Origin of the sequence: Citrobacter telavivensis (assembly GCF_041807075.1) — a bacterium.
GTDB classification, from domain to species: Bacteria; Pseudomonadota; Gammaproteobacteria; order Enterobacterales; family Enterobacteriaceae; genus Citrobacter_A; species Citrobacter_A telavivensis.
Genome location: NZ_JBGUBF010000002.1, coordinates 12,548 through 28,906 on the forward strand (window position 1 = coordinate 12,548; position 16,359 = coordinate 28,906).

The following is a 16,359-nucleotide window of genomic DNA, read 5'->3' on the forward strand; positions in this document are numbered from 1 at the left end:
TATCTGAAAAAGCGATGGTAGAATCCATTTTTAAGCAAACGGTGATTTTGAAAAATGGGTAACAACGTCGTCGTACTGGGCACCCAATGGGGTGACGAAGGTAAAGGAAAGATCGTCGATCTTCTGACTGAACGGGCTAAATATGTTGTACGCTACCAGGGCGGTCACAACGCAGGCCATACTCTCGTAATCAACGGTGAAAAAACCGTCCTCCATCTTATTCCATCAGGTATTCTCCGTGAGAACGTCATCAGCATCATCGGTAACGGTGTTGTGCTGTCTCCGGCTGCATTGATGAAAGAGATGAAAGGACTGGAAGATCGTGGTGTTCCTGTTCGCGAGCGTCTGCTGCTGTCTGAAGCATGCCCGCTGATTCTGGACTACCACGTTGCGCTGGATAACGCGCGTGAGAAAGCTCGTGGCGCGAAAGCGATCGGCACTACCGGTCGTGGTATCGGGCCGGCTTACGAAGACAAAGTCGCACGTCGTGGTCTGCGCGTTGGCGACCTGTTCGACAAAGCCACGTTCGCTGAAAAACTGAAAGAAGTGATGGAATATCACAACTTCCAGTTGGTTAACTTCTACAAAGTTGACGCGGTTGACTACCAGAAAGTGCTGGATGATGTGATGGCGATTGCCGACATCCTGACCGCAATGGTAGTTGATGTTTCCGATCTTCTGGACCAGGCGCGCAAGCGTGGCGATTTCGTCATGTTCGAAGGTGCGCAGGGGACACTGCTGGATGTTGACCACGGTACTTATCCGTACGTAACCTCCTCTAACACCACTGCAGGTGGCGTGGCGACCGGTTCAGGCTTGGGTCCGCGTTATGTGGATTACGTTCTGGGCATCATCAAGGCTTACTCCACTCGCGTGGGTGCGGGTCCGTTCCCGACTGAGCTGTTTGATGATATCGGTGAGTTCCTGTGCAAGCAGGGTAACGAATACGGTGCCACTACCGGTCGTCGTCGTCGTACCGGCTGGCTGGACTCCGTTGCTGTGCGCCGTGCGGTACAGATCAACTCCCTGTCGGGCTTCTGCCTGACCAAACTGGACGTACTGGACGGTTTGAAAGAGGTGAAAATCTGTGTCGCTTATCGTATGCCGGATGGCCGTGAAGTGACCACGACACCGCTGGCGGCTGACAATTGGGAAGGTATCGAGCCGATTTACGAAACCATGCCGGGCTGGTCTGAATCCACCTTTGGCGTGAAAGAGCGTAGCGGTTTGCCGCAGGCAGCGCTGAACTACATTAAGCGTATCGAAGAACTGACCGGTGTACCGATTGATATTATTTCTACCGGCCCGGATCGTACTGAGACCATGATTCTGCGCGACCCGTTCGACGCATAATTTTGGTTCGTGGCGCAGTGCCTGATGGCGCTGCGCTTATCAGGTCTACAGAGTGTAGTAGGCCGGATAAGACGCAAAGCGTCGCCATCCGGCTTAATCGTGCGTTAAATCCTCGCTTTTTCCTTCCCGAGTGAAATAAATTGGCAGTCGGACAGATGGCTGGTTTATCATCAATATATAAGATGTATCCCGTTCCCCCCTTTTCCCTGAGGTCGATGTGCAGTTAACGAGTTTCACCGATTACGGACTACGAGCGCTAATCTATATGGCGTCACTCCCGGAGGGTCGCATGACCAGTATTTCGGAGGTGACGGATGTCTACGGCGTTTCCCGTAATCATATGGTCAAAATAATCAATCAACTTAGCCGGGCGGGCTTTGTGACTGCTATTCGGGGGAAAAATGGTGGGATCCGCTTAGGCAAAGCCGCGAATACCATTCGGATTGGCGATGTCGTGCGCGAGCTCGAACCGCTGTCGTTGGTGAACTGTAGCAGCGAGTTTTGCCACATTACCCCTGCCTGTCGACTCAAACAGGCACTTTCTAAGGCCGTGCAAAGTTTTCTTACGGAACTGGATAACTACACGCTTGCCGATTTGGTTGAAGAAAATCAACCGCTTTATAAATTATTGCTGGTGGAATAATGAAGTCCACAGTATTTCGCGTCGTATCACCGCGGCAACTGAGCGAATCCCCACGCGCTTACAAAAGCAAGTGACTGGGGAGAGCAAAAGCAGCCAACAAAGAGACGGCGAGAAAGACGACGGAATTCCACCGGAGCTGACAATGGAGGAACCTCAATGTCACAAGATCCTTTCCAGGAACGCGAAGCTGAAAAGTACGAAAATCCTATCCCAAGCCGGGAATTTATCCTCGAACATTTAACAAAACGTGAAAAACCGGCCAGCCGTGATGAGCTGGCTGTGGAGCTGAACATTGAAGGCGAAGAGCAGCAGGAAGCCCTGCGCCGTCGTCTGCGCGCGATGGAGCGTGACGGACAGCTGGTCTTCACCCGTCGCCAGTGCTATGCGCTGCCGGAACGTCTCGATCTGCTGAAAGGTACCGTTATTGGCCACCGTGATGGCTACGGCTTTCTGCGCGTCGAAGGACGTAAAGACGATTTATATCTCTCCAGCGAGCAGATGAAAACCTGCATCCACGGCGATCAGGTGCTGGCGCAACCATTGGGTGCAGATCGTAAAGGCCGCCGCGAAGCGCGTATCGTACGCGTACTGGTGCCGAAAACCAGCCAGATTGTCGGTCGTTACTTCACCGAGGCAGGCGTGGGCTTTGTCGTTCCGGATGACAGTCGCCTGAGCTTCGATATTCTGATCCCGCCGGAAGAGGTGATGGGCGCCCGTATGGGATTTGTGGTGGTGGTTGAACTCACCCAGCGTCCGACGCGCCGCACCAAAGCGGTAGGTAAAATCGTTGAAGTGCTGGGCGATAACATGGGTACCGGTATGGCTGTCGATATGGCGCTACGGACCCATGAAATCCCGTACATCTGGCCTGCTGCCGTTGAAAAACAGGTTGCCAGTCTGAAAGAAGAGGTGCCTGAAGAGGCAAAAGTCGGTCGTGTGGATTTACGCGATTTACCGTTAGTCACCATCGACGGCGAAGACGCCCGCGACTTTGACGATGCGGTCTATTGCGAGAAGAAACGCGGTGGCGGCTGGCGTTTGTGGGTGGCCATTGCCGACGTGAGCTATTACGTGCGTCCGCCGACGCCGCTCGACCAGGAAGCGCGTAATCGCGGGACGTCCGTGTACTTCCCGTCGCAGGTGGTACCGATGCTGCCGGAAGTGCTCTCCAACGGCCTGTGCTCACTGAACCCGCAGGTTGACCGCCTGTGCATGGTCTGCGAAATGACCGTGTCGACCAAAGGACGTCTGACAGGGTATAAATTCTACGAAGCGGTGATGAGCTCGCACGCGCGTCTGACCTATACCAAGGTCTGGCATATATTGCAGGGCGATCAAGAGCTGCGCGAGCAGTATGCGCCGCTGGTTACGCATATCGAAGAACTGCACAATCTTTACAAGGTGCTGGATAAAGCCCGTGAAGAGCGCGGCGGTATCTCGTTTGAAAGTGAAGAAGCGAAGTTCATTTTCAACGCGGAACGTCGTATTGAGCGGATTGAGCAAACCCAGCGTAACGATGCGCACAAGCTGATTGAAGAGTGCATGATTCTGGCAAACATCTCGGCGGCGCGTTTCGTTGAGAAGGCCCAGGAGCCTGCGCTGTTCCGTATTCACGACAAGCCGACTACCGAGGCTATCACCTCCTTCCGTTCCGTTCTGGCGGAACTGGGGCTGGAACTGCCGGGCGGTAACAAGCCGGAACCACGTGACTACGCGGAACTGCTGGAATCGGTTGCCGATCGTCCCGATGCCGAAATGTTGCAAACTATGCTACTGCGCTCGATGAAGCAGGCGATTTACGATCCGGAAAACCGCGGTCACTTTGGCCTGGCGCTGCAACAGTATGCGCACTTTACGTCGCCAATCCGTCGTTACCCGGATCTCTCGCTGCACCGCGCCATTAAGTATCTGCTGGCGAAAGAGCAGGGTCATAAGGGCAACACCACCGAGACCGGCGGTTATCACTATTCGATGGAAGAGATGCTGCAACTGGGCCAGCACTGTTCGATGACCGAACGTCGTGCGGATGAAGCAACCCGTGACGTTGCTGACTGGCTGAAGTGCGACTTCATGCTGGATCAGGTTGGCAATGTCTTTAAAGGCGTGATTGCCAGCGTCACCGGTTTTGGCTTCTTTGTACGTCTGGACGAGCTGTTTATTGATGGTCTGGTGCATGTCTCTTCGCTTGATAACGACTACTACCGTTTTGACCAGGTGGGGCAGCGCCTGACCGGCGAATCCAGCGGTCAGACTTACCGTCTTGGCGATCGCGTGGAAGTGCGCGTAGAAGCGGTCAATATGGATGAGCGCAAGATCGACTTCAGCCTGATCTCCAGCGAACGAGCACCGCGTAACGAAGGTAAAACGGCGCGCGAAAGAGCGAAAAAAGGCGATGCGGGTAAAAAAACCGGGCGTCGTCGTCAGGTCGGCAAAAAAGTGAACTTTGAGCCTGACAGCGCTTTCCGCGGCGAGAAGAAAGGCAAGGCCGGGGCTAAGCCTGCGGCGGAGAAGAAAGGCGATAAAAAAGCGAAAAAGCCATCGACAAAAACGCTTAAAATCGCAGCAGCCACGAAAGCAAAACGCGCCGCGAAAAAGAAAGACGCGCAGTAAGCCACACAGTGTAAGCCGGGGACGCAGAGCGTCACCCGGCATGATTAACTATTAACGAGTAATTTCATGAGTGAAATGATTTACGGCATCCATGCGGTGCAGGCCCTGCTGGAGCGTGCTCCTGAACGTTTTCAGGATGTCTTTATTCTCAAAGGCCGTGAAGATAAGCGCCTGCTGCCGCTGATTCACGCCCTCGAAGCGCAGGGTGTGGTCATCCAACTGGCGAACCGTCAGTTTCTGGATGAGAAAAGCGAAGGGGCCGTACATCAGGGCATCATCGCCCGCGTGAAGCCGGGCCGTCAGTATCAGGAAAACGATCTGCCGGATCTGATCGCCTCACTGGATCAACCTTTCCTGCTGATCCTGGATGGCGTGACCGACCCGCATAACCTCGGCGCCTGTTTGCGTAGCGCCGATGCCGCCGGCGTCAATGCGGTGATTGTGCCGAAAGATCGTTCTGCCCAACTGAATGCCACAGCGAAGAAAGTCGCCTGCGGCGCAGCGGAAAGCGTTCCGTTGATCCGGGTGACTAACCTGGCGCGTACCATGCGTATGTTGCAGGAAGAGAATATCTGGATTGTCGGCACGGCGGGTGAAGCTGACCATACCCTCTATCAGAGCAAAATGACGGGGCGTATGGCGCTGGTGATGGGGGCAGAAGGTGAGGGAATGCGTCGTCTGACGCGTGAACATTGTGACGAACTGATCAGCATTCCAATGGCCGGTAGCGTCTCATCACTTAACGTTTCTGTCGCCACAGGTATCTGTCTGTTCGAGGCCGTTCGCCAGCGTAGCTAATGTCATATCCCCGAAGCCATCCAGCAGGATGGCTTTTTTGTGTCCTCCTTTCCAGGCATTCTCCGCTCAGACTGACCATACTTACTGAGATGCCATTGAAGGAGGGAAACATAATGCATTGGCAAACTCACACCGTTTTTAATCAGCCGTTACCCCTGAATAACAGTAATCTGTTCCTGTCTGATGGTGCGCTCTGCGAAGCGGTGGCGCGCGAGGGGGCGGGCTGGGACAGCGAACTTCTCGCCAGTATCGGTCAACAACTCGGCACCGCCGAATCTCTTGAACTGGGACGGCTGGCAAACGCCTGGCCACCGGAGCTGCTGCGTTACGACCCTCGGGGGCAGCGACTGGACGACGTTCGCTTCCATCCCGCATGGCACCTGTTGATGCAGGGGCTGTGTACCAACCGTGTACATAACCTGCCCTGGGAGGAGGAGGCGCGCGCCGGATCGTTTGTTGCCCGGGCCGCGCGCTTTATCTTGCATGCGCAGGTGGAAGCCGGGACGCTCTGCCCCATCACCATGACCTTCGCCGCCACGCCGCTGTTGCAGCAGATGTTGCCCGCTACGTTTGCCGACTGGCAAACGCCTCTGCAAAGCGATCGCTATGATTCGCACCTCGCACCGGGTGGGCAAAAGCGTGGTCTGCTGATTGGTATGGGGATGACGGAAAAGCAGGGCGGTTCTGATGTGCTGAGCAACACCACCCGCGCCGAGCGGCTGGAGGATGGATCGTACCGGTTGGTGGGTCATAAATGGTTTTTCTCGGTGCCACAAAGTGATGCCCATTTGGTACTGGCGCAGGCAAAAGGCGGCCTCTCCTGCTTCTTTGTCCCCCGCTTTTTACCCGACGGTCAGCGCAATGCGATCCGCCTCGAACGGCTAAAAGACAAGCTGGGGAATCGTTCTAATGCCAGTGCGGAAGTGGAGTTTCAGGATGCCATCGGCTGGCTGCTGGGAGACGAGGGCGAAGGCGTTCGTCATATTCTGAAGATGGGCGGTCTGACGCGTTTTGACTGCGCGCTTGGCAGCCACGGCCTGATGCGTCGCGCCTTCTCGGTTGCTGTCTACCACGCACACCAGCGTATGGTGTCTGGCAAGCCGCTGATCGAGCAACCGATGATGCGCCAGATGCTCAGCCGCATGGCGTTACAGCTGGAAGGGCAAACCGCGTTGCTGTTTCGTTTGGCTCACGCCTGGGATCGGCGTAGCCATGCCAATGAACGGCTCTGGGCGCGGCTGTTCACCCCCGCTGCGAAATTCGTCGTCTGTCAAAGCGGCATCCCGTTTGTGGCGGAGGCGATGGAGGTACTCGGCGGGATAGGGTATTGCGAAGAGAGCGAACTGCCGCGGTTGTACCGGGAAATGCCGGTTAACAGCATCTGGGAAGGCTCTGGCAATGTTATGTGCCTCGATGTTCTGCGGGTCATCGGTAAACAAACGGGTGTCGATGAGATGCTGAGCGAAGCGTTCTCTGACGTCAGGGGTCAGGACAGACACTTCGATCGCGCGGTACGTCAGCTTTTGCCGCGACTGCGCAAGCCTTCTGAAGAACTGGGCCGCGATATCACTCAGCAGATTTTTCTGTTGGGATGCGGAACGGAAATGTTGCGACATGCGTCACCGCCTGTTGCACAAGCCTGGTGTCAGATGATGCTGGATACGCGCGGTAGGATGTTGCTATCAGAACGGGTACAGGACGCGCTGTTGCTACGGGCGACGGGGGGATTGCGCTGATACTTTGCCGGATGCGCCTGTGCCATCCGGCAATCTGTTACGCGTAGAGAATAGCCTGTACGCGCCAGTTATCGGGCTGCTGATCTTCGTACATCTGAACGATGCGATACCATGATGCACCTTGTTCATCGGCTTTTAGCGCCACGATACGCTCCACATCCTGTGGGTTTCCGGAAATATTACTGACAGAGATCAGGCCAATTTCATTGAGGCCAGTCACGCAATCCGCACTTGCGAATTCGGCAGACTGCGCCGTCGTACTCACCAGTCCGGCAGTTAACAGCAGTGAGGATAAGGCAAGAGATTGTTTCATCGTCAGCTCCATTTTATGTTTCCCCGCAATGCGCAGGGCATTCCATCGCCGAAATAAACGTCCAGCCTCCTGCTGTCGGTTTATTGTGCACAGGTAAACGTATAGAGGCGTAAAGCTACGTGAAATTGCCTTAAATTCCCTCAATGACTATTTACGATATAAGATGGCCTGTGAATACCACTGGCCCGTCACGATGGTTTCATCAACCAGGACAATAACGTAATAATCGGCTTTCGCTGCGGCGGCTTTCGCTTTGACTTCATCGACTGCATCATCCGGAGAGCCTCTGACCAGAGAGGTCACCGTTCCCATCCGTTGCAACCCTTGTGTTTGATCGCGACGAATTTCTTGCGGATGATCGGCGACGGGTGGCGCTGGCTGCGGCGTTCCCTGAAGAATGCTACATCCACTTAAGAGCATCACCAATATCAATGAGGTAAACCGACGCATCACTCTATCTCGTTTCCTGATAGCCATAGTGTAGTGCCTTATTAATTTCCCTTTGGGGGAATGTTCCCAAAATGTTACCTTCCGCGCGATTTTCGAATGAAAATGTCGCGAAAGCGTAATCCAGTTCTCAACATTATGAATCGTTGTTGAACACGCTACCTTGTTTAATAATGTGACCCGTGGCATACCAGAGCCAAAAGGGGACGCAAATGATTGAAATTGAAACACGTCAGTTGGCGGAACATCACCTGCTTCACGCCTTTCCTGCGGGGCAGCGCAATACACCTTTGCCGTGTATTGTTTTCTATCACGGATTTACCTCTTCCAGCCTGGTCTACAGCTACTTTGCCGTTGCGCTGGCGCAGGCCGGATTTCGGGTCATTATGCCAGACGCCGCCGAGCATGGGGCGCGGTTCAACGGTGACGCACAGGCGAGAATGGGTCATTTCTGGCAGATTTTGCAACAAAACATGCAGGAATTTACGGCATTACGAGCGGCTCTGGACGCAGAAAACTGGCTGCTGGATGACCGCCTCGCGGTCGGAGGCGCGTCAATGGGGGCAATGACTGCGCTGGGGATTATGACTCAGCATCCGGAGGTCAACTGTGTCGCCAGCCTGATGGGATCGGGCTATTTCACCCGTCTGGCGCGAACGTTGTTTCCCCCTTCCGCCCTGGACACACCCGCCCGGCAAGAGGCGTTCGCCCGCATTATTGCGCCGTTGGCGAAGTGGGACGTGTCGCAGCAGCTTGACCGACTGGCCGACAGACCGTTGCTGTTATGGCATGGCCAGGACGATGACGTGGTTCCGGCGGCGGAAAGTTTCCGTTTGCAGCAGGCGATGATTCAGGCCGGGCTGGACCAGAATCTGACCTGCCAGTGGCAAGCGGGCGTGCGCCATCGCATTACGCCCGAAGCCCTGAGCGCAACGGTGTCTTTTTTCCGTCAGCATCTCTGACTCCCGTCGCTAACTCACAATACGTCATCACGCAAAAAAAGCCCCCTGAACAGGGGGCAAGTCAAACTATGGCTCTCTTTTCGTTGGACTTTCCTGGTGCTAGCGATAAATATCCGCGCTGGCGTGGATGTTGCCGTTGCTACCGGGTTCCCGAATCAGGATCACGTGGTAGTACTTTGCGCCTTGCGCGTCGGTCTCTTCATTCAGGGCCTGATCTGCTTCACTTTCAGTGGCGAAGTTATGATTGATGTAAATCACGCCTAAGCTCTGCACATCATCCATGTTTCTGGCTTGCTGGTGGTCTATTTCAATGGCGGCGAGTGTATTTGCACTGAGCAACAGTCCCGCCAGAAGGGTGACAAAACGGATCCGCATACCTACCTCCTCGACAGCTGACTCTGGTGAGTGATTTCTCCTGTAAGTCGATAACGTCTGATTTAATTTTAATCGCTACTTTGTCGGTCGATAGCGACCATTTCTGATGCAGTTGTTCAAAAAAATACCGCAACCCGTTCTTCTTGTGAGTTAACAATCGGCTAACCCGCTTCGCTGCGGCTAAAAATACCTGTTTTTCTGGCAAGAACTCTTACCGAATCGTCAATATCGCTACCGGCCACCGCCGCTTATAGTGAGCCGAAACATAAAGTTAACTTTATGATAATAAGGCAAAAAGATATGGATACTTCATTCATGGATTTCAGCTACTTCGCCATCATGTTTATGGTGGCGCTGATAGCGGGTTTTATTAATGTAGTTTCAGGCGGTGGTGGGTTTTTATCAATTGGAGCGCTATTGATCTCAGGATTGCCGCCGGCCAATGCGCTGGCGACCAATAAGATTCAGGCGCTGGGCAGCTCACTCACGTCGGGGATCTACTTTCTGCGTCGTGGGCATATCAACGTTCAGCAGCATAAGTACGTCTTTTTAGCGGCGTTTGTGGGATCGGCGTTGGGGACGACACTGATCCAGTTCATTGAACCGGAACTGCTGAAAAAGCTGTTGCCGGTACTCATCATTGCGGTGGCGCTCTACTTTATTTTTGCCCCCAATCTCACCGAGCCGAAAAAGAAGCAGCAGGTATCACTGTTTCTCTTCTCCCTGGTGGGGGGAGGGTGTGTCGGTTTTTATGACGGATTCCTTGGCGCTGGTGCCGGTTCCTTTTATACCCTGTGCTACATCCTGCTGTGGGGTTACAGCATCGATAAGGCGCAAATTCACTCTAATTTCATCAACCTTGCCTCCAACATCGCTTCTATTCTGTTTTTCATTTTTGGCGGCAAGATGATCTGGTCGCTGGGGCTGGTGATGTTCGTCGGACAGGCGCTTGGCGCACGTCTGGGGGCGACGGTCGTACTCACGCGCGGCAAGAAAGTTATCAGGCCGATGATCGTGATTGTTTCCATCTGCATCAGCGGCAAGATGCTGTTGGATATGTATTAAGGGCGTCCTGACAAATATTCCTGGAATCACCTTGAGTTTGCGGCCTGTCACCAGTATTATGACGCGTCAATTTTTCAGCCGACCTTTAACACGTTCCTTGCCTCCATGGGCCGCGGCTGACCCAGACAGGAGGCTGAATAATCCGTAAGGAGCAATTCGATGCGTCATTACGAAATCGTTTTTATGGTCCATCCTGACCAGAGCGAACAGGTTCCGGGTATGATCGAGCGTTACTCTGCTGCCATCACTGGTGCAGAAGGCAAGATCCACCGTCTGGAAGACTGGGGCCGCCGTCAGCTGGCTTACCCGATCAACAAACTGCACAAAGCACACTACGTTCTGCTGAACGTTGAAGCTCCGCAGGAAGTGATCGATGAGCTGGAAACAACTTTCCGCTTCAACGACGCCGTTATCCGCAGCATGGTAATGCGTACTAAGCACGCTGTTACCGAAGCATCTCCGATGGTTAAAGCGAAAGACGAGCGCCGTGAGCGTCGCGATGATTTCGCAAACGAAACCGCAGATGATGCTGAAGCTGGGGATTCTGAAGAGTAATTTCTGATGACCAACCGTCTGGTGTTGTCCGGCACCGTGTGCAGGACCCCCCTTCGAAAGGTCAGTCCATCAGGAATTCCGCACTGCCAGTTCGTGCTTGAGCATCGTTCTGTGCAGGAGGAAGCCGGATTTCACCGGCAGGCGTGGTGCCAAATGCCCGTTATTGTTAGCGGACACGAAAACCAGGCCATTACTCACAGTATAACGGTCGGTAGCGCAGTGACCGTTCAGGGGTTCATCTCTTGCCACAAGGCAAAGAACGGCCTGAGCAAAATGGTTCTGCATGCCGAGCAGATTGAATTGATAGATTCTGGAGACTAGCCATATGGCACGTTATTTCCGTCGTCGCAAGTTCTGCCGTTTCACCGCGGAAGGCGTTCAAGAGATCGACTATAAAGATATCGCTACGCTGAAAAACTACATCACCGAAAGCGGTAAGATTGTCCCAAGCCGTATCACCGGTACCCGTGCAAAATACCAGCGTCAGCTGGCTCGCGCTATCAAACGCGCTCGCTACCTGTCTCTGCTGCCGTACACTGATCGTCATCAGTAATCGGTCACGGTCCATTAATACGACTTTGAGAGGATAAGGTAATGCAAGTTATTCTGCTTGATAAAGTAGCAAACCTGGGTAGCCTGGGTGATCAGGTTAACGTTAAAGCGGGCTATGCTCGTAACTTCCTGGTACCACAGGGTAAAGCTGTTCCTGCTACCAAGAAAAACGTTGAATACTTCGAAGCACGTCGCGCTGAACTGGAAGCTAAACTGGCTGACGTTCTGGCTGCTGCAAATGCACGCGCAGAGAAAATCAACGCACTGGAAACTGTTACCATCACGTCTAAAGCAGGCGACGAAGGTAAACTGTTCGGTTCCATCGGTACCCGCGACATCGCTGATGCAGTAAATGCAGCTGGCGTTGAAGTGGCTAAGAGCGAAGTTCGTCTGCCGAACGGCGTTCTGCGTACCACTGGTGAGCACGAAGTGGACTTCCAGGTTCACAGCGAAGTATTCGCTAAGCTGACCATTAACGTTGTTGCAGAATAAGTTTTTATTCTGACAATCTCGTAAGAAACGCCGGCCTCGTGTCGGCGTTTTACTTTTCTGCTCCCCTCATTTTTCGCTCTGGCTATTCCTTATCCTTTTCGGGATAATCACCAAAAATAAAACACAATTTCAATGTGGTGATGAATGGATACTCTGCACCCGCAACCTCTGTTTGCGCGTAAAAATGTCGTCTGGCTGAGCGCAGCGTTTTGTTGTTTGCTCTGGGGCAGCGCCTATCCGGCCATAAAAAGTGGCTATGAGATTTTCCAGATAGCCGCTGACGATATCCCCTCCAAAATTGTTTTCGCCGGATACCGCTTCCTGTTCGCTGGACTGCTGTTACTCCTGCTGGCAATGGCGCAACGTAAGCCGATAGGCCGCCTGAGTTCCCGGCAGTTTGGGCAACTGACGCTGTTGGGGGTGACGCAGACTTCGCTGCAATACATCTTCTTTTACATCGGCCTGGCGTTCACTACCGGCGTGAAAGGGTCGATCATGAATGCCACGGGCACCTTCTTCAGCGTACTGCTGGCGCACTTCATCTACCAGAACGATAAGCTGAGCTACAACAAAACGCTGGGTTGTATTCTCGGTTTTGCAGGCGTGATGGTGGTGAACTTCAACAGCGGGCTGCTGGATTTTAGTTTTACTCTGGCAGGCGATGGTTCGATTGTGCTGGCGGCATTTATTCTCTCCGCCGCGACGCTTTACGGTAAGCGAATCTCTCAGACAGTCGATCCGACGGTGATGACGGGCTACCAGCTAGGGATCGGCGGCCTGGTGTTGGTCATTGGCGGTTATGCCTTTGGCGGCACACTGGCGGTCCACGGTCTCGCGTCGGTGGCGATTCTCGGTTACCTGACGTTGCTTTCTTCGCTGGCGTTTGCGCTGTGGAGCATTTTGCTCAAGTACAACCGCGTGGGGATGATTGCGCCGTTTAACTTCCTGATCCCGGTCTCTGGCGCGGTACTGTCCGCGATTTTCCTCGGCGAGAATATCCTGGAGTGGAAATACGCGATGGCACTGCTGCTGGTGTGCTCGGGGATATGGTGGGTCAATAAGGTGAAGCGGTAACGCCACCAGTGAAGGTGTAGGCCGGATAAGGCAAAGCCGCCATCCGGCACTGCGCTGATATGCCTGATGGCGCTGTGCTTAGCGTGCGCGTATAAAGCTGCCGTCAGGCTGACGGGTAAACAGCACCTGCTGGTTGTTTCCGGTATCGATGGTCAGCCCGGTTACCACGCCATTCGCATTTTGACGAATTTGCACCATCTGCCCATTTTGCAGATTACTGAGCGGCTTGCCTGCACCTTCAACCTGCGCCATCGCGTACACGTCCGTTGGCGGCAATCCGTGATCGCGGAACAATTGCGCCATCGTTTTACCTGGCTCGACGCGATAAGAGCGCCACTGCTGGTCAATACCGCTGTTTTGCTGGAAAGGCTGGGTTTGCGGTTGCTGTGCCTGGGGCTGCTCTTCCGGCTGGCCTTCCTGAATGGGTTCCGGCGCGACAGGAGCGACTTGCCCCGGATCGTTTTGCGGGGTAACCAGCTGGGCCTGAAGCTGTGCTTCGGTCGGCGGTTGAGACTGCGACTGGAGATCCAACTGCGCGTTGCGGGTTACTACTGGCGCATCGTTCGTGTCATTTGAGGGGAGCAGGAAACCGATGACCAGCACGATCGCCGCAATGATAATGCCGCGGCGATGCATAGACGGAAGCGGATCCATAATGCGAAAATTGTCCGGTGCATGCCAGATTTTCGCCAGGGTTGGTTTTAATTCAAAGCGCCCGGGCATGGCTTTCCTCCTGCTCCGCGTCTCGTTCCTCAATCATAGAGTATAGACCGCTAACGCTATGATGTTCGTGATATTCCCCGCTTTTGGCTCATATCCAGGGGGATATCCCTATTGTTTCTTTTTCGTCGTGATTTGTCATCCTCCCCGAGACAACATTTTACCGGGAGAGGCCTGGCTGTTATGCTGCCCGCTACTTTTTATATCCGATGAAAGGAAATACGATGGCAACCCCGACTTTTGACACTATCGAAGCGCAAGCAAGCTACGGCATTGGTTTGCAGGTAGGACAGCAACTGAGCGAATCCGGACTGGAAGGGCTGTTGCCTGAAGCGCTGGTTGCCGGTATTGCTGACGCGCTGGAAGGCAAGCAGCCAGCCGTGCCGGTTGATGTGGTACATCGCGCGCTGCGTGATATTCATGAACGTGCGGATGCCGTACGTCGCGAACGCTTCCAGGCAATGGCTGCGGATGGCGTGAAGTATCTGGAACAAAACCGTGAGAAAGACGGTGTGAACAGCACGGAGTCGGGTTTGCAATTCCGCGTGTTGACCCAGGGCGAAGGCGCTATCCCGGCCCGTACTGACCGCGTTCGCGTTCACTACACCGGTAAGCTGATCGACGGCACCGTCTTTGACAGCTCCGTTGCGCGTGGCGAACCGGCTGAATTCCCGGTAAACGGTGTTATTCCTGGCTGGATTGAAGCCCTGACCCTGATGCCGGTTGGCTCTAAATGGGAACTGACCATTCCTCAGGAACTGGCTTACGGCGAACGTGGCGCTGGTGCAGCGATCCCGCCGTTCAGCACCCTGGTGTTTGACGTAGAACTGCTGGAAATCCTGTAAGCAGTCACTTCTGTTCCCCTCCACGCTGGAGGGGGACGAAAAATACGTAATAACGCTGCCTGTTTGTCTGATATCGGAATTTTATCTTGCAAATGCATGAGTTGCGTGTATTTTTGTGAGCTAATTCGCGTTGCCAGAGTGATATGACACTCACTTTAAACATATAATTAACATAATATCTAAATCTTAGTATTCATCCCGCCGATTCTTACCTAATATCGATGAGTCCTGAAGACAGGATCGTCGTATCATAGCGATACACAACAGACGCACTAAAGGCCGTAGAGCCCGCACAACACAGACAGGTACAGGAAGAATAAAACATGGTAGATCAGGTAAAAGTCGCTGCCGACGAACAGGCTCCGACTGAACAGTCGCTACGGCGCAATCTCACAAACCGACATATCCAGCTTATTGCCATCGGCGGCGCCATTGGCACGGGTCTGTTTATGGGGTCGGGTAAAACCATCAGTCTCGCCGGGCCGTCGATCATTTTTGTTTATATGATCATCGGCTTCATGCTCTTTTTCGTGATGCGTGCAATGGGAGAATTGCTGCTCTCGAATCTGGAATACAAATCTTTTAGCGACTTTGCTTCGGATCTGCTGGGACCGTGGGCAGGTTATTTCACCGGCTGGACCTACTGGTTCTGCTGGGTGGTTACCGGGATGGCGGACGTCGTTGCCATTACCGCATACGCGCAGTTCTGGTTCCCCGGCCTTTCCGACTGGGTCGCCTCACTGGCGGTAGTCGTCCTGCTGCTGAGCCTCAACCTCGCCACCGTGAAAATGTTTGGTGAGATGGAGTTCTGGTTCGCGATGATCAAAATCGTCGCCATCGTGTCGCTGATCATTGTCGGCCTGGTGATGATTGCCATGCATTTCCAGTCGCCAACCGGTGTGGAAGCCTCGTTTGCGCATCTGTGGAATGACGGCGGCTGGTTCCCGAAAGGCATTAGCGGCTTCTTTGCCGGTTTCCAGATTGCGGTGTTCGCCTTTGTCGGGATCGAACTGGTCGGGACGACGGCAGCGGAAACCAAAGATCCGGAGAAATCCCTGCCGCGCGCCATCAACTCGATTCCGATTCGTATCATCATGTTCTACGTCTTTGCGCTGATCGTCATTATGTCCGTGACGCCGTGGAGTTCCGTGGTGCCGGATAAGAGTCCGTTCGTTGAACTGTTCGTACTGGTGGGCCTGCCTGCTGCCGCGAGCGTGATTAACTTCGTGGTTCTGACGTCTGCGGCGTCATCGGCCAACAGCGGCGTGTTCTCCACCAGCCGTATGCTGTTTGGTCTGGCACAGGAAGGCGTAGCGCCAAAAGCGTTTGCCAAGCTGTCTAAACGCGCGGTACCGGCGAAAGGATTGACCTTCTCCTGTATCTGCCTGCTGGGCGGCGTGGTCATGCTGTATGTCAATCCGAGCGTGATTGGCGCGTTCACCATGATCACCACCGTGTCAGCAATCCTGTTTATGTTCGTCTGGACCATCATCCTGTGCTCATATCTGGTGTATCGCAAACAGCGTCCACATCTGCATGAGAAGTCGATCTACAAAATGCCGCTGGGTAAGGTGATGTGCTGGGTGTGCATGGCGTTCTTCGTCTTCGTTCTGGTGCTGTTGACCCTTGAAGATGATACCCGTCAGGCGCTGATCGTCACGCCGCTGTGGTTCATTGCGCTGGGTCTGGGCTGGTGGCTGATTGGTAAGAAGCGGATGGCAGGCGTTCGTTAATTCGATTGCCGGATGGCGCTGCGCTTATCCGGCCTACAAAACGTCGATACGGTGAGTTCCCGTAGGCCCGGTAAGCGTTAGCGCCA

Annotated in this window: 18 protein-coding genes; 14 read left to right on the top strand and 4 right to left on the bottom strand. The window is 54.0% G+C overall.

Annotated features, from left to right (window positions below):
• Window positions 1–54 precede the first annotated feature (54 nt).
• From ACERJC_RS11305 to ACERJC_RS11325, 5 genes are all read left to right on the top strand, one after another.
• Window positions 55–1,353 (top strand): adenylosuccinate synthase, encoded by a 1,299-nt coding sequence (locus ACERJC_RS11305; protein WP_152401673.1) that lies wholly within the window; start codon window positions 55–57, stop codon window positions 1,351–1,353.
• A 217-nt stretch (window positions 1,354–1,570) separates the two neighbouring features.
• On the top strand, window positions 1,571–1,996 hold the full coding sequence (gene nsrR / locus ACERJC_RS11310; RefSeq protein WP_042321442.1) for a nitric oxide-sensing transcriptional repressor NsrR: 426 nt from the start codon (window positions 1,571–1,573) through the stop codon (window positions 1,994–1,996).
• A gap of 156 nt (window positions 1,997–2,152) precedes the next feature.
• Window positions 2,153–4,606: a ribonuclease R gene (rnr, locus tag ACERJC_RS11315; RefSeq protein ID WP_152401675.1), complete on the top strand. Its 2,454-nt coding sequence runs from the start codon at window positions 2,153–2,155 to the stop codon at window positions 4,604–4,606.
• Window positions 4,607–4,672: 66 nt separating this feature from the next.
• The gene (rlmB, locus tag ACERJC_RS11320; protein WP_042321448.1) at window positions 4,673–5,404 is read left to right on the top strand and encodes a 23S rRNA (guanosine(2251)-2'-O)-methyltransferase RlmB; all 732 of its coding nucleotides are present in this window, start codon (window positions 4,673–4,675) and stop codon (window positions 5,402–5,404) included.
• A 113-nt stretch (window positions 5,405–5,517) separates the two neighbouring features.
• The gene (locus tag ACERJC_RS11325) at window positions 5,518–7,140 is read left to right on the top strand and encodes an isovaleryl-CoA dehydrogenase (protein WP_152401677.1); all 1,623 of its coding nucleotides are present in this window, start codon (window positions 5,518–5,520) and stop codon (window positions 7,138–7,140) included.
• A 37-nt stretch (window positions 7,141–7,177) separates the two neighbouring features.
• Here ACERJC_RS11325 and yjfN read toward each other — a convergent pair whose 3' ends face one another.
• Both yjfN and bsmA read right to left on the bottom strand, forming a co-directional pair.
• On the bottom strand, window positions 7,178–7,453 hold the full coding sequence (gene yjfN / locus ACERJC_RS11330) for a DUF1471 family protease activator YjfN (RefSeq protein ID WP_080950102.1): 276 nt from the start codon (window positions 7,451–7,453) through the stop codon (window positions 7,178–7,180).
• Window positions 7,454–7,600: 147 nt separating this feature from the next.
• On the bottom strand, window positions 7,601–7,930 hold the full coding sequence (gene bsmA, locus ACERJC_RS11335) for a biofilm peroxide resistance protein BsmA (RefSeq protein WP_046494428.1): 330 nt from the start codon (window positions 7,928–7,930) through the stop codon (window positions 7,601–7,603).
• Between the two features lie 182 nt (window positions 7,931–8,112).
• Here bsmA and yjfP point away from each other — a divergent pair, with 182 nt between their 5' ends.
• Window positions 8,113–8,862, top strand: coding sequence for an esterase (gene yjfP, locus ACERJC_RS11340; RefSeq protein WP_152401679.1), 750 nt, complete (start codon window positions 8,113–8,115; stop codon window positions 8,860–8,862).
• A gap of 99 nt (window positions 8,863–8,961) precedes the next feature.
• Here the strand turns inward: yjfP and yjfY are convergent, their stop codons facing one another.
• Entirely contained in the window at window positions 8,962–9,237 is a 276-nt protein-coding gene (gene yjfY, locus ACERJC_RS11345) for a DUF1471 family protein YjfY (RefSeq protein ID WP_152401681.1), read from the bottom strand.
• A 300-nt stretch (window positions 9,238–9,537) separates the two neighbouring features.
• Between yjfY and ACERJC_RS11350 the strand changes: the two genes are divergently transcribed.
• The 6 genes from ACERJC_RS11350 (at window position 9,538) to ACERJC_RS11375 (ending at window position 12,975) form a co-directional block, all read left to right on the top strand.
• Entirely contained in the window at window positions 9,538–10,302 is a 765-nt protein-coding gene (locus ACERJC_RS11350; protein WP_152401683.1) for a TSUP family transporter, read from the top strand.
• A gap of 159 nt (window positions 10,303–10,461) precedes the next feature.
• On the top strand, window positions 10,462–10,857 hold the full coding sequence (gene rpsF / locus ACERJC_RS11355; RefSeq protein WP_042321529.1) for a 30S ribosomal protein S6: 396 nt from the start codon (window positions 10,462–10,464) through the stop codon (window positions 10,855–10,857).
• 6 nt (window positions 10,858–10,863) lie between these two features.
• Window positions 10,864–11,178 carry a primosomal replication protein N gene (priB, locus tag ACERJC_RS11360; protein WP_042321531.1) on the top strand — a complete coding sequence of 105 codons (315 nt, stop codon included), beginning with the start codon at window positions 10,864–10,866 and terminating at the stop codon, window positions 11,176–11,178.
• 4 nt (window positions 11,179–11,182) lie between these two features.
• Window positions 11,183–11,410: a 30S ribosomal protein S18 gene (rpsR, locus tag ACERJC_RS11365; protein WP_000135199.1), complete on the top strand. Its 228-nt coding sequence runs from the start codon at window positions 11,183–11,185 to the stop codon at window positions 11,408–11,410.
• 41 nt (window positions 11,411–11,451) lie between these two features.
• Entirely contained in the window at window positions 11,452–11,901 is a 450-nt protein-coding gene (rplI, locus tag ACERJC_RS11370) for a 50S ribosomal protein L9 (protein ID WP_152401685.1), read from the top strand.
• 144 nt (window positions 11,902–12,045) lie between these two features.
• Window positions 12,046–12,975, top strand: a complete 930-nt coding sequence (locus ACERJC_RS11375; RefSeq protein ID WP_373671709.1) for a DMT family transporter — start codon at window positions 12,046–12,048, stop codon at window positions 12,973–12,975.
• A gap of 78 nt (window positions 12,976–13,053) precedes the next feature.
• Here ACERJC_RS11375 and ACERJC_RS11380 read toward each other — a convergent pair whose 3' ends face one another.
• Window positions 13,054–13,698 carry a LysM-like peptidoglycan-binding domain-containing protein gene (locus ACERJC_RS11380; protein WP_152401690.1) on the bottom strand — a complete coding sequence of 215 codons (645 nt, stop codon included), beginning with the start codon at window positions 13,696–13,698 and terminating at the stop codon, window positions 13,054–13,056.
• A gap of 221 nt (window positions 13,699–13,919) precedes the next feature.
• Here ACERJC_RS11380 and bamJ point away from each other — a divergent pair, with 221 nt between their 5' ends.
• Entirely contained in the window at window positions 13,920–14,540 is a 621-nt protein-coding gene (gene bamJ, locus ACERJC_RS11385; protein WP_152401692.1) for a BamJ family beta-barrel-assembly machinery protein, read from the top strand.
• 323 nt (window positions 14,541–14,863) lie between these two features.
• Window positions 14,864–16,273 carry a D-serine/D-alanine/glycine transporter gene (gene cycA, locus ACERJC_RS11390; RefSeq protein ID WP_286631170.1) on the top strand — a complete coding sequence of 470 codons (1,410 nt, stop codon included), beginning with the start codon at window positions 14,864–14,866 and terminating at the stop codon, window positions 16,271–16,273.
• The last annotated feature ends 86 nt before the right edge of the window (window positions 16,274–16,359 follow it).

Excerpts from the sequence above, each read along its gene's own strand:
- ACERJC_RS11305 (WP_152401673.1), top strand. The coding sequence starts at position 55 with ATGGGTAACAACGTCGTCGTACTGGGCACCCAATGGGGTGACGAAGGT.
- ACERJC_RS11375 (WP_373671709.1), top strand. The coding sequence starts at position 12,046 with ATGGATACTCTGCACCCGCAACCTCTGTTTGCGCGTAAAAATGTCGTC.
- rlmB (WP_042321448.1), top strand. The coding sequence starts at position 4,673 with ATGAGTGAAATGATTTACGGCATCCATGCGGTGCAGGCCCTGCTGGAG.
- rpsF (WP_042321529.1), top strand. The coding sequence starts at position 10,462 with ATGCGTCATTACGAAATCGTTTTTATGGTCCATCCTGACCAGAGCGAA.
- rnr (WP_152401675.1), top strand. The coding sequence starts at position 2,153 with ATGTCACAAGATCCTTTCCAGGAACGCGAAGCTGAAAAGTACGAAAAT.
- yjfP (WP_152401679.1), top strand. The coding sequence starts at position 8,113 with ATGATTGAAATTGAAACACGTCAGTTGGCGGAACATCACCTGCTTCAC.
- bsmA (WP_046494428.1), bottom strand. The coding sequence starts at position 7,930 with ATGGCTATCAGGAAACGAGATAGAGTGATGCGTCGGTTTACCTCATTG.
- rplI (WP_152401685.1), top strand. The coding sequence starts at position 11,452 with ATGCAAGTTATTCTGCTTGATAAAGTAGCAAACCTGGGTAGCCTGGGT.
- rpsR (WP_000135199.1), top strand. The coding sequence starts at position 11,183 with ATGGCACGTTATTTCCGTCGTCGCAAGTTCTGCCGTTTCACCGCGGAA.
- ACERJC_RS11350 (WP_152401683.1), top strand. The coding sequence starts at position 9,538 with ATGGATACTTCATTCATGGATTTCAGCTACTTCGCCATCATGTTTATG.
- yjfY (WP_152401681.1), bottom strand. The coding sequence starts at position 9,237 with ATGCGGATCCGTTTTGTCACCCTTCTGGCGGGACTGTTGCTCAGTGCA.
- ACERJC_RS11380 (WP_152401690.1), bottom strand. The coding sequence starts at position 13,698 with ATGCCCGGGCGCTTTGAATTAAAACCAACCCTGGCGAAAATCTGGCAT.
- cycA (WP_286631170.1), top strand. The coding sequence starts at position 14,864 with ATGGTAGATCAGGTAAAAGTCGCTGCCGACGAACAGGCTCCGACTGAA.
- yjfN (WP_080950102.1), bottom strand. The coding sequence starts at position 7,453 with ATGAAACAATCTCTTGCCTTATCCTCACTGCTGTTAACTGCCGGACTG.
- bamJ (WP_152401692.1), top strand. The coding sequence starts at position 13,920 with ATGGCAACCCCGACTTTTGACACTATCGAAGCGCAAGCAAGCTACGGC.
- priB (WP_042321531.1), top strand. The coding sequence starts at position 10,864 with ATGACCAACCGTCTGGTGTTGTCCGGCACCGTGTGCAGGACCCCCCTT.
- ACERJC_RS11325 (WP_152401677.1), top strand. The coding sequence starts at position 5,518 with ATGCATTGGCAAACTCACACCGTTTTTAATCAGCCGTTACCCCTGAAT.